We start from the raw sequence: 16,632 nt of genomic DNA, 5'->3' as shown, positions 1-16,632 counted from the left end.
CTCCGGCCATTCCCGCAGGTGCGCATAGGGTGGCGGGATGCAGGAGGAGTACCGGACCGTCGCCCGCGCGGGCGTGCACGAGAGCGAGATCAACCGGTCCCGCTTCCTCTGCGCGCTCGCCCCCGCGGCCACCGAGGAGGAGGCGCAGGAGTTCATCGCCCGCGTCCGCAGGGAGCACCCGACCGCCACGCACAACTGCTACGCGTACGTGATCGGCGCCGACGCCTCCGTACAGAAGGCGAGTGATGACGGCGAGCCCGGCGGCACCGCCGGAGTCCCCATGCTCCAGATGCTCACGCGCCGCGAGGTCTGCTACGCCGTCGCCGTCGTCACCCGCTACTACGGCGGAGTGAAGCTGGGCGCGGGCGGGCTGATCCGGGCGTACGGGGGAGTGGTCGGTGAAGCCCTCGACGCACTCGGCACCCGCACCCGCCGCCGCTTCCGGCTCGCCACCGTCACCGTCGGGCACCAGCGGGCGGGCCGGCTGGAGAACGAACTGCGCGCCACCGGACGCACCGTGCGCGAGGTCCGGTACGCGGCCGACGTGGCCATCGAGATCGCGCTGCCGGACGCCGACGTCGAGGCGTTCCGCCGCTGGCTGGCCGACGCGACGGCGGGCGAGGCGTCGGTGGAACTGGGCGGCGAGGCGTACGACGACGCGTGACGCGGGCCCGGACCGGCGGGACCACCCGGACGCGCCCCCGGGCCCCCGGCGGGATGGGACACTGTGGGACGTGAGGGCACAGGGGCGGAGGAAGCGCATGCGGACCGGAGCCGGGTCTTGAGGATTCTGCACACATCGGACTGGCACCTCGGCCGGTCGTTCCACCGGGTCCCCCTGCTCGACGCCCAGGCCGCCTATCTCGACCACCTGGTCGCCACCGTCGCCGCGCACGAGGCCGACGTCGTCGTGGTGGCGGGTGACGTGTACGACAGGGCGGTGCCCCCGCTCAGCGCGGTGCAGCTCTTCGACGACGCCCTGCACCGGCTCGCCGCCGCCGGGGTGCCCACGGTGATGATCTCCGGCAACCACGACTCCGCCCGCCGCCTCGGCGTCGGCGCCGGACTGATCGGCCGGGCCGGCATCCACCTGCGCACCGACCCCGCGCACTGCGGCACCCCCGTCGTCATCCCCGACGCGCACGGCGACGTGGCGTTCTACGGGTTGCCGTACTTGGAACCCGCCCTGGTCAAGGACGTCTTCAAGGCCGAGCGCGCCGGGCACGAGGCCGTGCTGACCGCCGCCATGGACCGCGTCCGCGCCGACCTCGCCGCACGCCCCGACTCCACCCGCTCCGTCGTCCTCGCCCACGCATTCGTCGCCGGCGGCGAGCCCAGCGACAGCGAGCGCGACATCACCGTGGGCGGCGTCGCGGCGGTCCCGGCCGGGGTCTTCGACGGCGTCGACTACGCGGCCCTCGGCCACCTCCACGGCTGCCAGGCCGTCACCGACCGCGTCCGGTACTCCGGCTCCCCGCTCGCCTACTCGTTCTCCGAGGCCACCCACCGCAAGACCATGTGGCTCATCGACCTGGACGCCTCCGGGGCGGTCACCGGCGAACGCATCGACTGCCCGGTGCCCCGCCGCCTCGCCCGTCTGCACGGCCGCCTGGACGACCTCCTCGACGACCCCGCGCTCGACCGCCACGAGGACGCCTGGGTCGAGGCCACCCTCACCGACCCGGTCCGCCCCGCCGACCCGATGGCCCGCCTCACCGAGCGCTTCCCGCACACCCTCGCCCTCGTCTTCGAACCGGACCGGGCACCCGACGACCCGGACCTGTCGTACGCCCGCCGCCTGCGCGGCCGCGACGACCAGACCATCGCGGAGGACTTCGTGGCCCACGTGCGCGGCGGCTGGGGGACCGACGAGCAGGAGCGGGCGGTGCTGCGGGGCGCCTTCGACCACGTCCGGGTGGACGACGGCGTGCGCGAGGTGAACCGGTGAGGCTCCACACCCTCCGCGTCACCGCGTTCGGCCCCTTCGGCGCCACCCAGGAGATCGACTTCGACGCGCTCTCCGCCGCCGGTCTCTTCCTGCTCCACGGGCCGACCGGGGCCGGCAAGACCTCCGTCCTGGACGCCGTCTGCTACGCCCTGTACGGGGCCGTGCCCGGCGCCCGGCAGAGCCCCGGCACCTCGCTGCGCAGCGACCACGCCCCGGCGGACCTGCCGACCGAGGTCCTGCTCGACCTCACCGTCGGCGGGCGCCGCCTGGAGATCACCCGGCGCCCGGCCCAGCCCCGCCCCAAGAAGCGGGGCGGCGGCCACACCACGGAGAAGGCGCAGAGCTGGCTGCGCGAGTACGACCCCGAGGACGGCTGGCGGGCGCTCAGCCGGTCGCACCAGGAGATCGGGGAGGAGATCACCCAGCTCGTCGGCATGAGCCGCGAACAGTTCTGCCAGGTGGTCCTGCTGCCTCAGGGCGAGTTCGCCCGCTTCCTGCGCGCCGACGCCGAGGCGCGCGGCCGGCTCCTCGGGAGGTTGTTCGACACCCGGCGCTTCGCGGCTGTCGAGGACCGCCTCGCCGAGCTGCGCCGGGTGGCCGAGGCCCAGGTCAAGGCCGGTGATGACCAGATCCTCGCGCTCGCCCAGCGCATCGCCCAGGCCGCCGGACCCGCCGCCCGCGAGTGCCCGCTGCCGGACCTCCAGCCCGGCGACCCCGGGCTCGCGGACGCGGTCCTCGGCTGGGCCGCGAACGCCCGCAGCGGCGCCGCCGAACGCCACGACATCGCCGCTTCGGTCCTGGCCACGGCGGAGCGACGGCACGCCGCCGCCCGTATCGCCCTGGACGCCGAACGGGAACTCGCCGCGCTCCAGCAGCGGTACGCCGAGACCCGGCACCGCGCCGACGCCGTGGAGACCGGCCGCGCCGCCTGCGAGGAGGCGCGGGACCGCCTCGCCCGCGCCCGCAAGGCGGACCTCGTCGCTCCGGCCCTTGAGCTGCGCGAGGCGGCGGAGCGGGCGTACCGGCGGGCGCGTGAGGAGCGGGACCGCGCCCGGGGCCGGCTGCCCGAGACCCTGGCCGAGGCGGGCGCCGAACAACTGGCGGCCCTGGAGCACCGGCTCCGCGAGGACCTGGGCGGACTCGAATCGGCCCGGCGCGCCGAGCAGCGGGCCGGGCAGATCGCCGACGAGCGGGCCGCCCTGGACCGGCAGGCCCGGGCCGACGAGGAGCTGGTCCGCGAGGCCGAGGACTGGCTCGCCGGCTGGGAGACCACCCGGCAGGACCTCCAGGCCCGCCTGGACGCCGCCCTCGAAGCCGCCACCCGCACCGAACTCCTGGCACGCCGCCTGGACCCGGCCCGCCGCCGCCTGGACGCGGCCCGCCGCCGCGACGCGCTGGCCGCCGAGGTGGCCACGGCCGGGCAGGCGCTGACCGCTGCCCGTGAACACGCCGCCGCCGCCCATGAGTTCTGGCTCGACCTGCGCGAACGCCGCCTCCGGGACATCGCGGCCGAACTCGCCGCCCAGCTGGCCGACGGCACCCCCTGCGCGGTCTGCGGCGCGACGGACCACCCGGCCCCGGCCCGCCCCGCCGACGGTCACGTGGACCGCGCGACGGAGGAATCCGCCGAACGCGCCCACCGTCAAGCGGAACAGGCCCGGGCCACGGTGGAGCAGGAACTGGCGCTGGTCCGCGAACGCCACGCGACGGCCCGCGCGGCGGCGGGGGCCGCCGACACCGAGCCGACCGGGGGCGCGGCGGCCGACGACGATCCCACCGTCGCCGAACTCGCCGCCCTCGTGGACGGCCTCGCCGTCGAGCACGCCGAGGCGTACCGCCTTGCCGCCGGGGCGCACTCCGCGCGGGAGGCGCTCGCCGGGGCCGAGCGGGAGCAGCGGCGGCGGGCCGAGGAGCGGCAGCGCGTCGGACAGCGTGGCGCCGCGCGGACCTCGCGGCGCGAGTCGCTGGACCGGGAGCAGACGGACATCGATACCGTGCTGGACCGGGCGCGCGGGGGCCACCCGAGCGTCGCCGAGCACGCCGCCGTGCTCCAGCGGCGGGTCGCCCTGCTCGCCGGGGCGGGCGGGGCGGTGCGCGAGGAGGAGAGCGCGGCGGCCCGGCTGAAGGAGGCCGACGACCGGCTCGCGGACGCCGCGTTCCGGGCCGGGTTCGACACGCCGGAGGCCGCCGCGGCGACGCTGCTGGACGAGGCGGCGCAGCGTACGCTCCAGCACCGCATCGACGCCTGGCAGGCCGAGGCCGCCGCAGTCGCCGACCGGCTCGCCGAGACCGGTGCCCGGGACGCCGCGGACCGCCCGCCCGCCGCCCCGGAAGCCGCCCGGGAACGCTTCGACCGGGCCGAGCGCGCGCTGCGCGAAGCAGTGGCCGGGCTCGACGCGGCGCGGGAACGCCGTACCGAACTCGCCAGGCTCTCGCGCCGCGTGGCGGACGAGGTGCGCGGCCTGGGTCCGGTGCGCGAGGAGTACGAACGCGTCGCCCGGCTCGCCGGGCTCACCGCCGGCACCTCGGCGGACAACGCGCGCAAGATGCGGCTGGAGTCGTACGTGCTCGCGGCCCGTCTCGAACAGGTCGCGGCGGCGGCCACCGCCCGCTTGCAGCGGATGTCCTCGGGCCGCTACCAGCTCGTCCACTCCGACGCCCGTACCGGCGGCCGCCGGGCCGGGCTCGGCCTGCACGTCATCGACGCCTGGACCGGCCGCGAGCGCGACACCGCCACGCTCTCCGGCGGTGAGACGTTCTTCGCCTCGCTGGCCCTGGCGCTCGGCCTCGCCGACGTCGTGACCGACGAGGCCGGAGGCGTACGGCTCGACACGCTGTTCATCGACGAGGGGTTCGGCAGCCTGGACGACCAGACGCTGGACGAGGTGCTCGACGTGCTGGACTCGCTGCGCGAACGGGACCGCAGCGTCGGCATCGTCAGCCATGTCGCGGACCTGCGCCGCCGCATCCCCGCCCAGCTGGAGGTGGTGAAGGAGCGGCACGGGTCGGCCGTGCGGCTCCGGTCCGGGGCGGACGGGCTCAGCGACTGATCGGGCGCCCCGGCAGCGGCGAGGAGTAGACGACGCTGGTGGTGACGGAGCCGAGTGCGCCGATCTTTCCGGAGACGGTCTCCAGATGGCTCATCGAGCGGGCCGTCACCTTGAGCACGAAGCAGTCGTCGCCGGTGACGTGATGGGCCTCCACGATCTCCGATGTGGTCTCCAGGAGATCGTGGAACGGCTTGTAGTTGCCGTTCGGATACCGCAGCCGTACGAAGGCGAGGATCGGCAGCCCGAGCCGTTCCGGATCGACCACGGCCGCGTAACCGCTGATGACCCCGGCCTCCTCCAGGCGGCGGACCCGCTCGGTCACGGCGCTCGGCGACATGGCCACCGCCCGCGCCAGCTCCGCGAACGAGGCACGGCCCTCGCGTTGCAGCACGTCGAGAATGCGCCAGTCGGTGGCGTCCGGGGAATAGTCGCTCATCCGCACAGAGAACCGTGGAATCCCCGGCGGATCAAGGCAGCTGCCGGGAATCCCACCTTCCGGACCGAGGCCGCCGCTCATAGATTTTCAGGCATGACCCCCCAGCCCGGCGGCCTCGCCGCCCACCCCGTCCTGAGCGTCCCGCCCGCCGAACCGGCCGACGCGGTCGCCTACTTCGGAGCCTCGCTCGCCTTCCACGCCGACGTCTCGGACGTCGCCGCGGCCCTCGCGGGCGCAGGCGACCCCGGCTTCGTCCTGCTCGACTCCCGGTCCACCGAGTCCTGGGACCAGGGGCACATCCCGGGCGCCCTGCACCTGCCGACGGCGCTCATCGCCGCGCAGGCGCCCCGGCTCCTCGACCCGGCCGTGCCGGTCGTCACGTACTGCTGGGGCCCCGGCTGCAACGGCGCCACCCGCGCCGCCCTCGCCCTGGCCGGGCTCGGCTACCGGGTGAAGGAGATGCTCGGCGGCTTCGAGTACTGGGCGCGCGAGGGATTCCCGTACGAGACCTGGGAGGGCGAGGGGAAGCGGGCCGCCGATCCGCTGACCGCACCGGCCGGGACGGACGACTGCGGCTGCTGACGGCGGCGGGCCCCGGGGACGGCGCCCCGGGGCCCGCCGCACCGGGTCAGAGCTTCGACAGCTCGTCCACCAGGTCGTCCAGGCCCAGCGGACCCTGGGACAGGGCCGCCATGTGCCACGCCTTCAGGTCGAAGGCGTCTCCGTGCGCCGCCCGGGCGTTCTCCCGGCCCAGCAGCCAGGCGCGCTCGCCCAGCTTGTAGCCGATGGCCTGGCCCGGCATCGAGAGATAGCGGGTCAGCTCGCTCTCCACGAAGTCCGCGGGCCGGCCGCTGTGGTTGCCGAAGAACTCCTGCGCCAGCTCCGGCGTCCACCGCTCACCCGGGTGGAACGGCGAGTCGGCCGGGATCTCCAGACCCACGTGCATGCCGATGTCCACGATCACCCGGCAGGCGCGCATCATCTGCGCGTCCAGGTAGCCGAGCCGGCGCTCCGCGTCGGGCAGGAAGCCCAGCTCGTCCATCAGCCGCTCCGCGTAGAGCGCCCAGCCCTCGGCGTTGGCGCTGACGATGCCGATCGACGCCTGGTAGCGCGACAGGCTCTCCGCCACGTGCGCCCACTGGGCGAGCTGGAGGTGGTGGCCGGGAACGCCCTCGTGGTACCAGGTGGACACCAGGTCGTACACCGGGAAGCGGGTCTCGCCCATGGTCGGCAGCCAGGTGCGGCCGGGCCGCGAGAAGTCCTCGGAGGGGCCCGTGTAGTACGGCGCGGCGGCGCCGCCGGGCGGGGCGATCCGCGACTCCACCCGGCGCACCCGCTCGGCCAGCTCGAAGTGCGTGCCGTCCAGCGCGTCGATCGCCTCGTCCATGAGGTTCTGGAGCCACGCCTGGACCTCGTCCACGCCCTCGATGTGCTTGCCGTGCACGTCGAGATGGGCCAGCGCCTCCCAGGGGCCCGCGCCCGGCAGCACCTTCTCCGCCTCGGTCTTCATCTCGGCGAGCAGCCGGTGGTATTCGGACCAGCCGTACGCGTACGCCTCGTCCAGATCCAGGTCGGTGCCGTTGAAGTAGCGCGACCAGCGGGCGTAGCGCTCCCGGCCCACCGTGTCGGGCTCGCCCTCGATCCCGGGGGCGTACACCTCGCGCATCCACCTCCGCAGCTCGTCCAGCGCGCCGGTGGCCTGCGCGGCGGCCTCGTCCAGCTCCGCGCGCAGGCTGTCCGGGCCACCGGCCGCGAAGTCCTGGAAGAAGCCCTTCGTACCGTCGCCGACCCACTCGTCCAGCTGGCCGACGAACGTGGCGGTGGCGCGCGGACCGCCGTACAGCTTGCGCTCCAGACCGAGCGCCAGGGACTCCTGGTAGCCGCCGAGCGCCGCCGGGGCCGCCCGCAGCCGCTCCACGACGGCCGCCCAGTCCTCGTCGGTCTCGGTCGGCATCACCGTGAACACCTCACGGATCGAGTGCGCGGGGGAGTGCAGGTTGGAGACGGCCCGCAGCGCCTCGTCCGCCTCGTGGACGGCGAGTTCGGCCGTCAGCCGCTCCCGCAGCAGCCGGCCGCAGCGGCGCTCGGCGTCATCGGCGGCCCCGGGCAGCTGCTCCGCGCGGTCCAGCCGGGCGAGCGTGTCCCGCGCCAGCGCGGCCAGCTGTTCCTGGCCGGCCGGGGAGAAGTCGGGAAGGCGGCGCGAGCTTGCCGCGACACCGAGGTAGGTGCCGGAGATCGGGTCGAGTTCGATGAAGGCGTCGACGTAGGCGTCGGCGATCTGGCGCGGCAGTGCGCTGCTGGAAGATTCTGACATGTGTACATCCTCGTACGGGGAGGGCCTCCGCGTCACCATCAATCGCCAGGACGGACCTGACCCGGGACCGGTCCCGCCGCCCCCGGCACCGGCGGGAGCAGCGGCCCGCACTCCCACTGCTGGAAGATCAGCCGCGTCTCCACCCGGGCCACTTCGCGCCGCGAGGTGAACTCGTCCAGCACCAGCCGTTGCAGATCCGCCGTGTCCGCCACGGCCACATGCACCAGATAGTCGTCGGGGCCGGTCAGATGGAACAGCGCCCGGGACTCCGGCAGCGACCTGATCCGCTCCACGAACGGCCCGATCAGCTCCCGCCGGTGCGGCCGCACCTGTACGGAGAGCAGGGCCTCCAGGCCCCGGCCGAGCCTGGCCGGATCCAGCCGCAGCTGGTGCCCGAGGATGACCCCGGTGCGGCGCAGCCGGGTCACCCGGTCCAGACACGTCGAGGGAGCCACACCGACCTCGGCCGCCAGCTCCCGGTACGTGGTCCGGGCGTCGTTCTGCAACAGCCGCAGAATGTGCAGATCCACCGTGTCGAGAGCGACGGAATCAGTCATTCGGCGAACGTAGCACGGCCCTTGGGGCTGAACTTCCGGTGAGCGTTCAGAGTGCGCGCATGGACAACGAATCCGTGCTGCCGCCCTCGACCACCCCGTCCCGGGCGCTCGCCACCGAAGCCGTGCACGCCGGACGCGACGACCTCGCGGCCCTCGGCCTGCACGCCGCACCGATCGACCTGTCGACCACCTACCCCTCGTACGACTCCCGCGCCGAGGCCGAGCGGATCGACGCCTTCGCCACCACCGGGGCCCGCCCGGACGGCCCGCCGGTCTACGCGCGGCTCGACAACCCCACCACCGGCCGCTTCGAAACGGCGCTGGCCCGGCTCGAATCCACCGCGAGCGCGGTGGCGTTCGCCAGCGGTATGGCCGCGCTGACCGCCGTCCTGCTGGCGCGCGCGAGCGTGGGGCTGCGCCATGTGGTGGCCGTGCGGCCGCTGTACGGATGCAGCGACCACCTGCTGGGCGCCGGGCTGCTGGGCACCGAGGTGACATGGACGGACCCGGCGGGCATCGCCGAGGCGATCCGGCCCGACACGGGTCTGGTGATCGTGGAGACCCCGGCCAACCCGACCCTGGCCGAGGTGGACATCCGGGCCGTCGCCCACTCCTGCGGTGCGGTGCCGCTCCTGGTCGACAACACCTTCGCGACGCCCGTCCTCCAGCGTCCCGTGGAGCTCGGGGCCCGGATCGTGCTGCACAGCGCGACGAAGTACCTGGGCGGTCACGGCGACGTGATGGGCGGGGTCGTCGCGTGCGACGAGGAGTTCGCCTCCCTGCTGCGCCGGGTCCGCTTCGCCACCGGCGGGGTCCTGCACCCGATGGCCGGCTATCTGCTGTTGCGCGGCCTGTCCACCCTGCCGGTGCGGGTCCGGGCCGCCTCCGCGAGCGCCGCCGAACTCGCCCGCCGGCTCTCCGCCGACCCCCGGGTGGCCCGGGTGCACTACCCGGAGATCGGCGGCGCCATGGTCTCGTTCGAGGTGTACGGGGACCCGCACCAGGTGATCGCCGGGGTGCGGCTGATCACCCCCGCCGTCAGCCTCGGCAGCGTCGACACCCTCATCCAGCACCCGGCCTCCATCAGCCACCGCATCGTGGACGAGGGAGACCGGCACGCCTCCGGCGTCGGTGACCGGCTGCTGCGGATGTCGGTGGGTCTGGAGGACGTCGAGGACCTGTGGGCCGACCTGTGCCAGGCGCTGGGCGGCGGGGAGCCCGTACGCGGTGGGGTCAGCGCTCGGCCTGCTCGTACGGCGGCAGCTGCGGCAGGGGGCGTGCCGGGGTCGCCGCGAGGCGTGCGGTGATCACGAGGGTGCCCTCCTCGATCTGGTAGTCGAGCGGCAGCGAGAGCGCGCGCATGGCGGCGACCATGCCGGTGTTGGACGCCTGGGTGACGGCGTAGACGTTCTCGCAGCCGGCCTCCTCGGCCAGCGCCACCAGGCGGGCCAGGAGCTCGGAGCCGATGCCGCGCCGCTGCCAGTCGTCCTCGACCAGGAGGGCCACCTCGGTCTCGTCGCCGTCCCAGAGCAGATGGCCGAGGGCGACCATCCGCCCGGACGCCGTCTGCACGGCGAGGGTGCGGCCGAAGCGGGGGCTCAGGAGGTGGTCCAGATAGCGGTCGGCGTCCCGGACCGGGCCGTGGTAGCGCAGCCGCAGGGTCTGCTCGGAGCACCGCCCGTGCATCGCCACGGCCGCGTCGAGGTCGGCCCGGTCCGCCCGGCGCACGGTGATCTCGTTGCCCTCGGGCAGCGTGAGCACGTGCTCGCCGCGCGGGACCCGGGGGCCGAGCCGGGCGTCCAGCTCCACCAGGGCACGGGCCCGCGCGAACTCCGTCGGCGTGAACGGCAGATGGGGCCGCTCCACCGTGATGACCCCGCCCGACGGGTCGCGCAGCCGCATCACCGTCTCCTCCAGCACCCCTTCGACCGGGGCGGTCTCGCCGGTGGCGCGCCCGGTGACCGAGACGGCGGGCAGCGAGTGGATCGTGCACCGGCCGAGCAGCTGGCGCAGGGCGAGCGGGAGTTCGGCCGCGTCGAGTGCGGTACGGGTGGCGAGGCCGAGCACCCGGGTCGGCGCGTCCACCAGGTCGTGGGTGTCGGCCCGCTCCGTCCAGGTGGAGCTGCCCCCGGCGGCGGCCACCGCACGGGACAGCTCCCGGGCCGGCAGGGAGGCCGGGACCCTCAGCAGGAACTCGTCCACGGTGCCCTGCGCCAGCGGGTGCGTCTGGAGCGTGAGGATGTCGATGCCGTGCCGGGCCAGCACGGTGCACAGCGCGGCCAGGCTCCCCGGCACGTCCCGCACCGTGGTCCGCATCCGCCACAGCACGGTCTCGACGGGGGCGGCGGAGGTGTCGTCGGGGGCATCGGATGCGGCGGTGGTATCGGCGGCCGGTGCGGGGGGCGGGGCGTGGCTGTGGCGCCGGGCCCACCAGGTGTGGAACGCGGCCGTGGCGGTCAGCGCCACGGCCGAGGCCACGAGCAGGTAGGGGCCGTCCGGCTGGTGCCCGATCAGGTTGGCGATCGCGTCGGCGACCGCCACCGCCGTGAACAGCGCGGCGAGTTCGATCACGTCCCGCCGCCAGTGGTGGGGGCGGCGGGCACTCTTCGCGGATGTCACATCAGTCATGAATCCACTGTGACCGTACGGTGTTGCCTGATCACGAACGCTTTGTGACCGATGGGTTAAAGGGCAACCGGCCTTCCTGTCGTCGATTTCGAAGGCGTTGGGGATCTGTTTCGAAGGGTGCCCGGGGAGCGGGCGCGTGGGGCTCAGTCGGCCGCCGCCCGGCAGGCGGTCTCCAGGCGTATCGCCTGCCGCACCAGCTGGGTCGTCCCGCCGCGCGCGGCCGTCTCCGCGAGCCCCGGGACCGGCCCGGTTTCCGGCGGCCCGCTGCGCTCCGCGCACTCCGCCGCCACCGCGAGCAGATCGCTCAGCCCCCGGGGCGCCTTCTCCCGGGCCAGCAGCGCGGGCAGCACCGGCACCAGGAAGGACAGGACCGTCCCGTACGCCCCGGTCTCCGCCGCCGTCCGCGCCGCGTCCGCCAGCCGGTTCGGCTTGACCGAGCCCTGTTCGATCAGCACGGCCAGCTCGCCGCCGAGCCGCCCGGTGTCCAGCCGCCCCCGCGCCGCCAGCACCAGGAGCGCGTCCACCGCCGCGAGCCGGTCCTCCGCACGGCGGGCGCCGAGCCCGTAGGCCAGGGCGAGGTGGATCGCCCCGGCGGCGGGTCCGCCGGTCTCGGCGAGAGCGGGCAGCAGCCAGGTGGTGCCGCGCTCCTCGTGCACGGACGCGGCGACGGAGGGCAGCAGCCAGGCCGCGAGCGCCTCGCCGTCCTCGGGGAGGGTGGCCACCCACTGCGGGGACTCCGCTATCCAGCAGTAGCAGCTCTGGTTCCGGGGGGAGTGCGCGCTCCCGAGCCAGTGGAAGGGGCGCGGGAACTTCTGCCGGACGAGCGGGTTCTCCCGGGTGGTGAGCAGCGCGCGCCGCGCCTTGACCACCGTCTGCCGCACCCAGTCGCGGCCGATCTGCACGTCCGTGTCCACATGACGGGGGACCACGGCCGCCACCGGTTCGTCGGCCCGGAGCCATTCCGCCAGGCGGTCGCCCTCCTCGGTGCCCAGCGCGGACGCCTCCTGCGCGGCCTGGCTCGCGTCCGTGCGCCGGACCCTCAGGAGCGCCTGGGCGAAGTCCACCGGCCCGGCCGCCACACCCAGCGCGCGGTAGCCGCGCAACCGCTCGACCAGTTCCCCCGCGTCGATGGTCCCCGTGTGCCACGTGGGGGTGGCCAGCAGATACGGCAGTCTGCCCGACCACATCTCGGCGGCCGCCTCCCACAGCCGGGCGTACAGAATGCCGTTGAGGGCGCTGTGGCAGCAGCGGCCCTCACCCGTCCGGCGGGCCTGGCCGTCGTGCACGCTCCGCCGCGAGACCCGCCCGAGCAGGGCCGCCACGACGACACTCATGCCGTCGTGGTTGCGGGACATCCGCCACTCGACCTCGTCCTCGCCCTCGGAGGCCCACCACTGCCCGGCGAGCGCGGACTCCAGGGCCCCGACCAGTTCCTCCCGGTCCGTGCGGGCGTACCGGACGAGCCCGTCCAGGGCCCGTTCGAACGCGGGGACGTCCTCCTCCCGGTCCGACCGGAGCAGGACCGCCGTCACCTCCTCGGTCAGCTCGGCCACCGAGCCGGGCGGTGCACCTAGGGGGCGCGGGGCGGGCGGCGGCGGCAGAACCTCCTCGTACGCCGCCTCCGGCTCGTCCTCCAGCAAGTCACCGAACACCGCGCGCGCCGCCTCCCGGTGCACCGGCGCCAGCAGCGAGGCCGACCGGGCCGCCTCCTCGCGGGCCTCCGGCGACACGGCGGGCAGGGCGCGGGCGGCCAGCTTGAGCGCGCGCTCCTGCGCGTCGGTGTCCGGATGCCCGAAGACGTCCGCGAGCACCGGCAGCAGCTCCTCGGCCGCCGAGGAGTCCCGGCGGAGCACCTTCCCCAAGTGGATCAACTGGGCGCGCACCAGCTTCTTCTCCGTGCGGAAGAGCACCGCGCCGGACACCTCGGCCAGCTGCCGCACCGACAGCGCACCCCGCGCGTCGAGCCGGGCCAGCACCTCCTGGGCGTGGCCGGCCACCGGGGAGGGCCCGTCGGCCGCCATCGCCATCCAGTCGGCGACCCGCGCCGCCTCCTCCTCCGAGGTCGGCTCAAGTCCCCGCACGACGAGCAGACAGAAGCGGAGATCGGTGGGCTTCCCGCCGCGGAGCAGCCGCGCGGTACAACTGTCGAGCAGGGCCGCGCGGTCGAGCAGGCCCTCCGCCACCAGGGTGGTCAGCGCGGCCGGCCAGGAACCGGCGGGGGAGCGGGTGTCCACCCAGGCCACCACCGAAGGCAGCTCCGGCAACGTCAGGAGATGCGGCACGAGGACGTCGAGCCGCGCGTCCGCCCGCAACAGGTCGATCAAGGGCTTCTCGGCCCCGCGCTGCCACCGCGCACTGTCGACCCGCTCCGCCCACGTCCGGACCATGCCGTCCGAGACGGGCAGCGGACAGCCCGCCCGCCGGGCCAGCTCCTCGACCAGCCGGTACTCCGCGTCGGACTCCACGGCCCGGGCGGCCAGCCGGCGGGCGACATCGGCGAGCCATTCCGGCTCGCGGTCACCCAGCACCTCGAGCACCCACGGGTACGGCGAGTGCACCCAGTCCCGCATGTCCCGGGCGCCGAGCCACGTCGCGCAGCCCGCCGCCCCGGTGTGGCAGCCCGCACCGGCCACCAGGATCGCCTTGCGGACCCGGGTGCGCTCGCCCCAGCTCCAGCCACGGGCCTCCTTGCGCAGGGCCTTCAACTCATCGAGGGCGGCCTTGCGTCCGCCCCGGTCGAGCCGGGCCAGCAGGGAGCGGATGTCGTCCATGCGGCCCTCGCGGACCGCGTCCAGCAGGGTGGTCATCGCGCACCCCCGGCGACCGCCGCGCCACGGCGGACCATCCGGACCGCGAGGGCGTGCTTGCACGGGCCCCGGCGGCCCCGGTAGTCCGCCCACCACTGGCAGGTGCAGCTCAGCGCCCCCGCCTGCTCACGGACCTGGTAGCTCCGGTCGCCCGAGCGCACCGCGGCCAGCTCGCCGTCCAGGACCACGGCCCCCTCCCGGGCCAGCCGCCGGGCCGCGACCAGCCGGGGGTTGTGGCGCTCGGCCCGGTCCGCGTCGTACGGCAGCTCGCGGTGGAAGTACGCGGCGTCCGCGAGGTCGTAGCCCACCCGGCCCGCCGTGCCCAGCCGGACCAGCGCGGCCCGGACCCGCGCCACCGGAAGGCCCGCCTGCTCCGCCAGCCGGTCCGGCTCGATCCGGGGCTCCCACGCCAGCAGCACCGACACCAGCTCCGCGTCCGCCGCGGCGTCGTCCGTGGCCAGCGCCTCCAGGACCCCGCCCTCGCCGGAGAAGCCGCGCGAGGCGTCGGGCGACAGGGTCAGCGTGAGCCGCATCCCGGGCAGCACGACCTCCCAGGCGCTCGCGGCGGCCGCGCCGTCGGCCACCGGCCCGTACACGCGGAGCGCCGACGCGTACCGCAGGACCCGCTGGAGCGTGGTCAGCCGCTGGGGGCCGGGAAGGCAGACGGCACCGGGCACCGGCCGGGTCGTGGGCCGGAGCGTCCGCCCGGCCGGCACCACCCACCGCGCGCCGCGCGCGGCCGCCCCCGAGGACGTGGGCAGCGACCTCAGGAACCGTACGGCGTCCGCCGCCGGGAGCTCCGCCCGCAGATCGAAGGCGGCGGAGGCCACCTGCGCCTCCGCGAAGCCCCGCAGCCAGCGGTCCGGCAGCGGCACCTTCTTCTCCACGACGGAGCCGGCCGTCGTGGTCACCGCCATCTCCTGCGGGCCCACCCGCAGATGCAGCGGTTCGTCGCCGCCCATCCGCGAAAGCGCCTCCCGCAGCGGATGGTTCACGTCCACATTGGTCGTGCCGTGGCCCGTCTCCATCCCCTCCAGCCCCTCGCTGAGCACATCGAGCCGCGCGTACACGCCGCAGCAGCCGGAGAACGACTCAAAGCGCAACCGGTCGCCGTTGCCCGTCACCACCGGGTCCAGGGACGACAGCAGGGTCCGCTGGTAATAGCGCGCGGCGGCGACGTCGGCGACGGCGAGCAGCCCCCGCGCCGCTATCTGCGGCGAGGCCAGGAACCCCGAGAAGAACCGGGGATGCGCCTCGGCGCCATGCGGTGTGGAGCCGCCGGCCGTCTCCAGGCCGAGCGACCGCCCGGCCTGTGAGGAGGCCAGGGCGGAGGGACGTGAGTAGGCGAGCGCCTGCAACGTTCGGGTCATGGAAAAACCGTAGAACCCGCCACTGACAATCGGTCATCACCGCAGGTCAACAGGGCTATTGAACAAGACCGGCCAGCGCCCTCACCCCGCGCACGATGTCGGCCGGTGCCAGATGGGCGTAACCGAGAACGAGGCGTACGCAGTCGTCCTCCGGCCGCTCCGTCCCGTACTCGCGCAGCAGCCGCACGGCCACCCCGGCGGCCGCCGCGCGCTCCGCGAACTCCTCCTCCGGGCCCCGGCGTCCGGGGAGCCGTGCGATGGCGTGCAGTCCCGCCGCGACCCCGCTCACCTCCGTGCCCGGGATGTGCTCGGCCAGGGCCCGCGTGAGCACGTCCCGGCGCTCCCGGTACGCGCGCTGACAGCGCCTCAGCTGGCGGTCGTAGCCCCCGCGGGTCACGAAGTCGGCGAGCACCGCCTGTTCCAGGGACGGGTTGCCGAGGTCCATCATCCGCTTCCGCTCCACGAGCTCGGCGGTCATCGAAGCGGGCGCGATGAGCCAGCCCAGACGCAGCCCGGGAGCCAGTGACTTGCTCACCGAACCGGTGTAGGCGACGCGTTCCGGATCGAGGCCCTGGAGGGCGCCGACCGGGGCGCGGTCGTACCGGAAGTCACCGTCGTAGTCGTCCTCGATCAGGAGCCCGTCCGTCTCCCGCGCCCACTCCAGGAGCCGGCTGCGACGGGCCGCGGAGTACGCCACTCCGGTCGGGAACTGGTGGGCCGGAGTCGTCACCACGGCCCGCACCCCGGATCGTTTCAGCGGCTCCAGCGCCAGGCCCTCCTCGTCCAGCGGAACCATCGAGGTCGCCACCCCGGCGGAGGCGAAGAGTGCCGTGTGCTCCGGGCTTCCCGGATCCTCCACACCGACCGTGCGCACCCCGCGCCCGTGCAGGACGAACCCGAGCAGCGTCGTCGCCTGCGCGACCCCCGAACACACCAGGAGCCGTTCCGGATCGGCCACCACCCCGCGCCGCCGCGTCAGCAGCGCGGCCAGGGCCACGCGCAGTTCCGGCAGACCGCGCGGATCCGGATAGCCGAGCGCCCCGTGCGGCAGCCGCCCGAGCACCGAGCGATGGGCGGCGGCCCAGGCACTGCGCGGGAAGAGGGACAGATCGGGCGTCCCGGGCCGGAAGTCCACCCGCACCCCCAGGGCGCGCGGCGCCAGGTCCCGCGCACCGCCCGCCGCCGCCCGCGCCGAGCCGCTCACCCACGTCCCCGCACCGCGCCCGCTGCGCAGATAGCTCTCCGCCGTCAGCTGCTCGTACGCCTCGGTCACCAGGCCGCGCGAAACGCCCAGATCGGCGGCCAGCTCACGGCTGGACGGCAGCCGCGTCCCCGGCGCCAGACGGCCGGAGCGGACCGCCTCCCGCAGCGCCGACTGAAGCGCCCGGCCACGCCCACGCGCCGGAGCCGACGCCACCGGAAGCAGCAACTCCCAGGCCGCCGAGACGGATGCGCGGTCCGGACCGCCGCCACCGGAAGGCGAATTGGTCCCCGAAGCTGTCATGGAAGTGGACCTTAAACC

Annotated in this window: 12 protein-coding genes; 5 read left to right on the top strand and 7 right to left on the bottom strand. The window is 75.0% G+C overall.

The annotated features are described in order from the left end of the window. Positions 1–37: 37 nt before the first annotated feature. From OHS17_RS04460 to OHS17_RS04450, 3 genes are all read left to right on the top strand, one after another. Positions 38–664 (top strand): YigZ family protein, encoded by a 627-nt coding sequence (locus OHS17_RS04460; protein WP_330311149.1) that lies wholly within the window; start codon positions 38–40, stop codon positions 662–664. Between the two features lie 117 nt (positions 665–781). Beyond that, entirely contained in the window at positions 782–1,948 is a 1,167-nt protein-coding gene (locus OHS17_RS04455) for an exonuclease SbcCD subunit D (protein ID WP_330311148.1), read from the top strand. Next, positions 1,945–4,998 (top strand): SMC family ATPase, encoded by a 3,054-nt coding sequence (locus OHS17_RS04450; protein WP_330311147.1) that lies wholly within the window; start codon positions 1,945–1,947, stop codon positions 4,996–4,998. The genes OHS17_RS04455 and OHS17_RS04450 overlap by 4 nt, the downstream gene beginning before the upstream one ends. Here the strand turns inward: OHS17_RS04450 and OHS17_RS04445 are convergent. Next, the gene (locus OHS17_RS04445) at positions 4,988–5,434 is read right to left on the bottom strand and encodes an Lrp/AsnC family transcriptional regulator (protein ID WP_330311146.1); all 447 of its coding nucleotides are present in this window, start codon (positions 5,432–5,434) and stop codon (positions 4,988–4,990) included. The two genes, OHS17_RS04450 and OHS17_RS04445, sit on opposite strands and share 11 nt — an antisense overlap. A gap of 93 nt (positions 5,435–5,527) precedes the next feature. On the opposite strand from OHS17_RS04445, the gene OHS17_RS04440 reads away from it, so the two are divergent. Further along, positions 5,528–6,016, top strand: coding sequence for a rhodanese-like domain-containing protein (locus OHS17_RS04440; protein WP_330311145.1), 489 nt, complete (start codon positions 5,528–5,530; stop codon positions 6,014–6,016). A 46-nt stretch (positions 6,017–6,062) separates the two neighbouring features. On the opposite strand, the gene OHS17_RS04435 is transcribed toward OHS17_RS04440, so the two are convergent. After that, positions 6,063–7,748 carry a DUF885 domain-containing protein gene (locus tag OHS17_RS04435; protein WP_330311144.1) on the bottom strand — a complete coding sequence of 562 codons (1,686 nt, stop codon included), beginning with the start codon at positions 7,746–7,748 and terminating at the stop codon, positions 6,063–6,065. A gap of 38 nt (positions 7,749–7,786) precedes the next feature. Next, positions 7,787–8,305, bottom strand: a complete 519-nt coding sequence (locus OHS17_RS04430; protein WP_330311143.1) for an Lrp/AsnC family transcriptional regulator — start codon at positions 8,303–8,305, stop codon at positions 7,787–7,789. Positions 8,306–8,364: 59 nt separating this feature from the next. Between OHS17_RS04430 and OHS17_RS04425 the strand changes: the two genes are divergently transcribed. Then, positions 8,365–9,612, top strand: coding sequence for a trans-sulfuration enzyme family protein (locus OHS17_RS04425; RefSeq protein ID WP_330311142.1), 1,248 nt, complete (start codon positions 8,365–8,367; stop codon positions 9,610–9,612). On the opposite strand, the gene OHS17_RS04420 is transcribed toward OHS17_RS04425, so the two are convergent. The 4 genes from OHS17_RS04420 to pdxR form a co-directional block, all read right to left on the bottom strand. After that, a complete protein-coding gene (locus OHS17_RS04420) occupies positions 9,539–10,933 on the bottom strand; it encodes a GNAT family N-acetyltransferase (protein WP_443053196.1) in 1,395 nt (464 codons plus the stop codon). The two genes, OHS17_RS04425 and OHS17_RS04420, sit on opposite strands and share 74 nt — an antisense overlap. Before the next feature lie 143 nt (positions 10,934–11,076). Continuing rightward, positions 11,077–13,740, bottom strand: a complete 2,664-nt coding sequence (locus OHS17_RS04415) for a DUF7824 domain-containing protein (protein ID WP_330311141.1) — start codon at positions 13,738–13,740, stop codon at positions 11,077–11,079. After that, positions 13,737–15,110, bottom strand: a complete 1,374-nt coding sequence (locus tag OHS17_RS04410; RefSeq protein WP_330311140.1) for an SWIM zinc finger family protein — start codon at positions 15,108–15,110, stop codon at positions 13,737–13,739. The genes OHS17_RS04415 and OHS17_RS04410 overlap by 4 nt, the downstream gene beginning before the upstream one ends. Before the next feature lie 55 nt (positions 15,111–15,165). Beyond that, positions 15,166–16,614, bottom strand: coding sequence for a MocR-like pyridoxine biosynthesis transcription factor PdxR (gene pdxR / locus OHS17_RS04405; RefSeq protein ID WP_330311139.1), 1,449 nt, complete (start codon positions 16,612–16,614; stop codon positions 15,166–15,168). Positions 16,615–16,632 lie beyond the last annotated feature (18 nt).

The sequence above is a fragment of the Streptomyces sp. NBC_00523 genome (assembly GCF_036346615.1).
Taxonomy (GTDB): Bacteria; Actinomycetota; Actinomycetes; order Streptomycetales; family Streptomycetaceae; genus Streptomyces.
This window is presented reverse-complemented; position numbering and strand designations above follow the sequence as displayed.

Bases quoted from the DNA above. Each gene is read 5' to 3' on its own strand.
- OHS17_RS04460 (WP_330311149.1), top strand. From the start codon at position 38: ATGCAGGAGGAGTACCGGACCGTCGCCCGCGCGGGCGTGCACGAGAGC.
- OHS17_RS04445 (WP_330311146.1), bottom strand. From the start codon at position 5,434: ATGAGCGACTATTCCCCGGACGCCACCGACTGGCGCATTCTCGACGTG.
- OHS17_RS04440 (WP_330311145.1), top strand. From the start codon at position 5,528: ATGACCCCCCAGCCCGGCGGCCTCGCCGCCCACCCCGTCCTGAGCGTC.
- OHS17_RS04435 (WP_330311144.1), bottom strand. From the start codon at position 7,748: ATGTCAGAATCTTCCAGCAGCGCACTGCCGCGCCAGATCGCCGACGCC.
- OHS17_RS04430 (WP_330311143.1), bottom strand. From the start codon at position 8,305: ATGACTGATTCCGTCGCTCTCGACACGGTGGATCTGCACATTCTGCGG.
- OHS17_RS04425 (WP_330311142.1), top strand. From the start codon at position 8,365: ATGGACAACGAATCCGTGCTGCCGCCCTCGACCACCCCGTCCCGGGCG.
- OHS17_RS04420 (WP_443053196.1), bottom strand. From the start codon at position 10,933: ATGACTGATGTGACATCCGCGAAGAGTGCCCGCCGCCCCCACCACTGG.
- OHS17_RS04415 (WP_330311141.1), bottom strand. From the start codon at position 13,740: ATGACCACCCTGCTGGACGCGGTCCGCGAGGGCCGCATGGACGACATC.
- OHS17_RS04410 (WP_330311140.1), bottom strand. From the start codon at position 15,110: ATGACCCGAACGTTGCAGGCGCTCGCCTACTCACGTCCCTCCGCCCTG.
- pdxR (WP_330311139.1), bottom strand. From the start codon at position 16,614: ATGACAGCTTCGGGGACCAATTCGCCTTCCGGTGGCGGCGGTCCGGAC.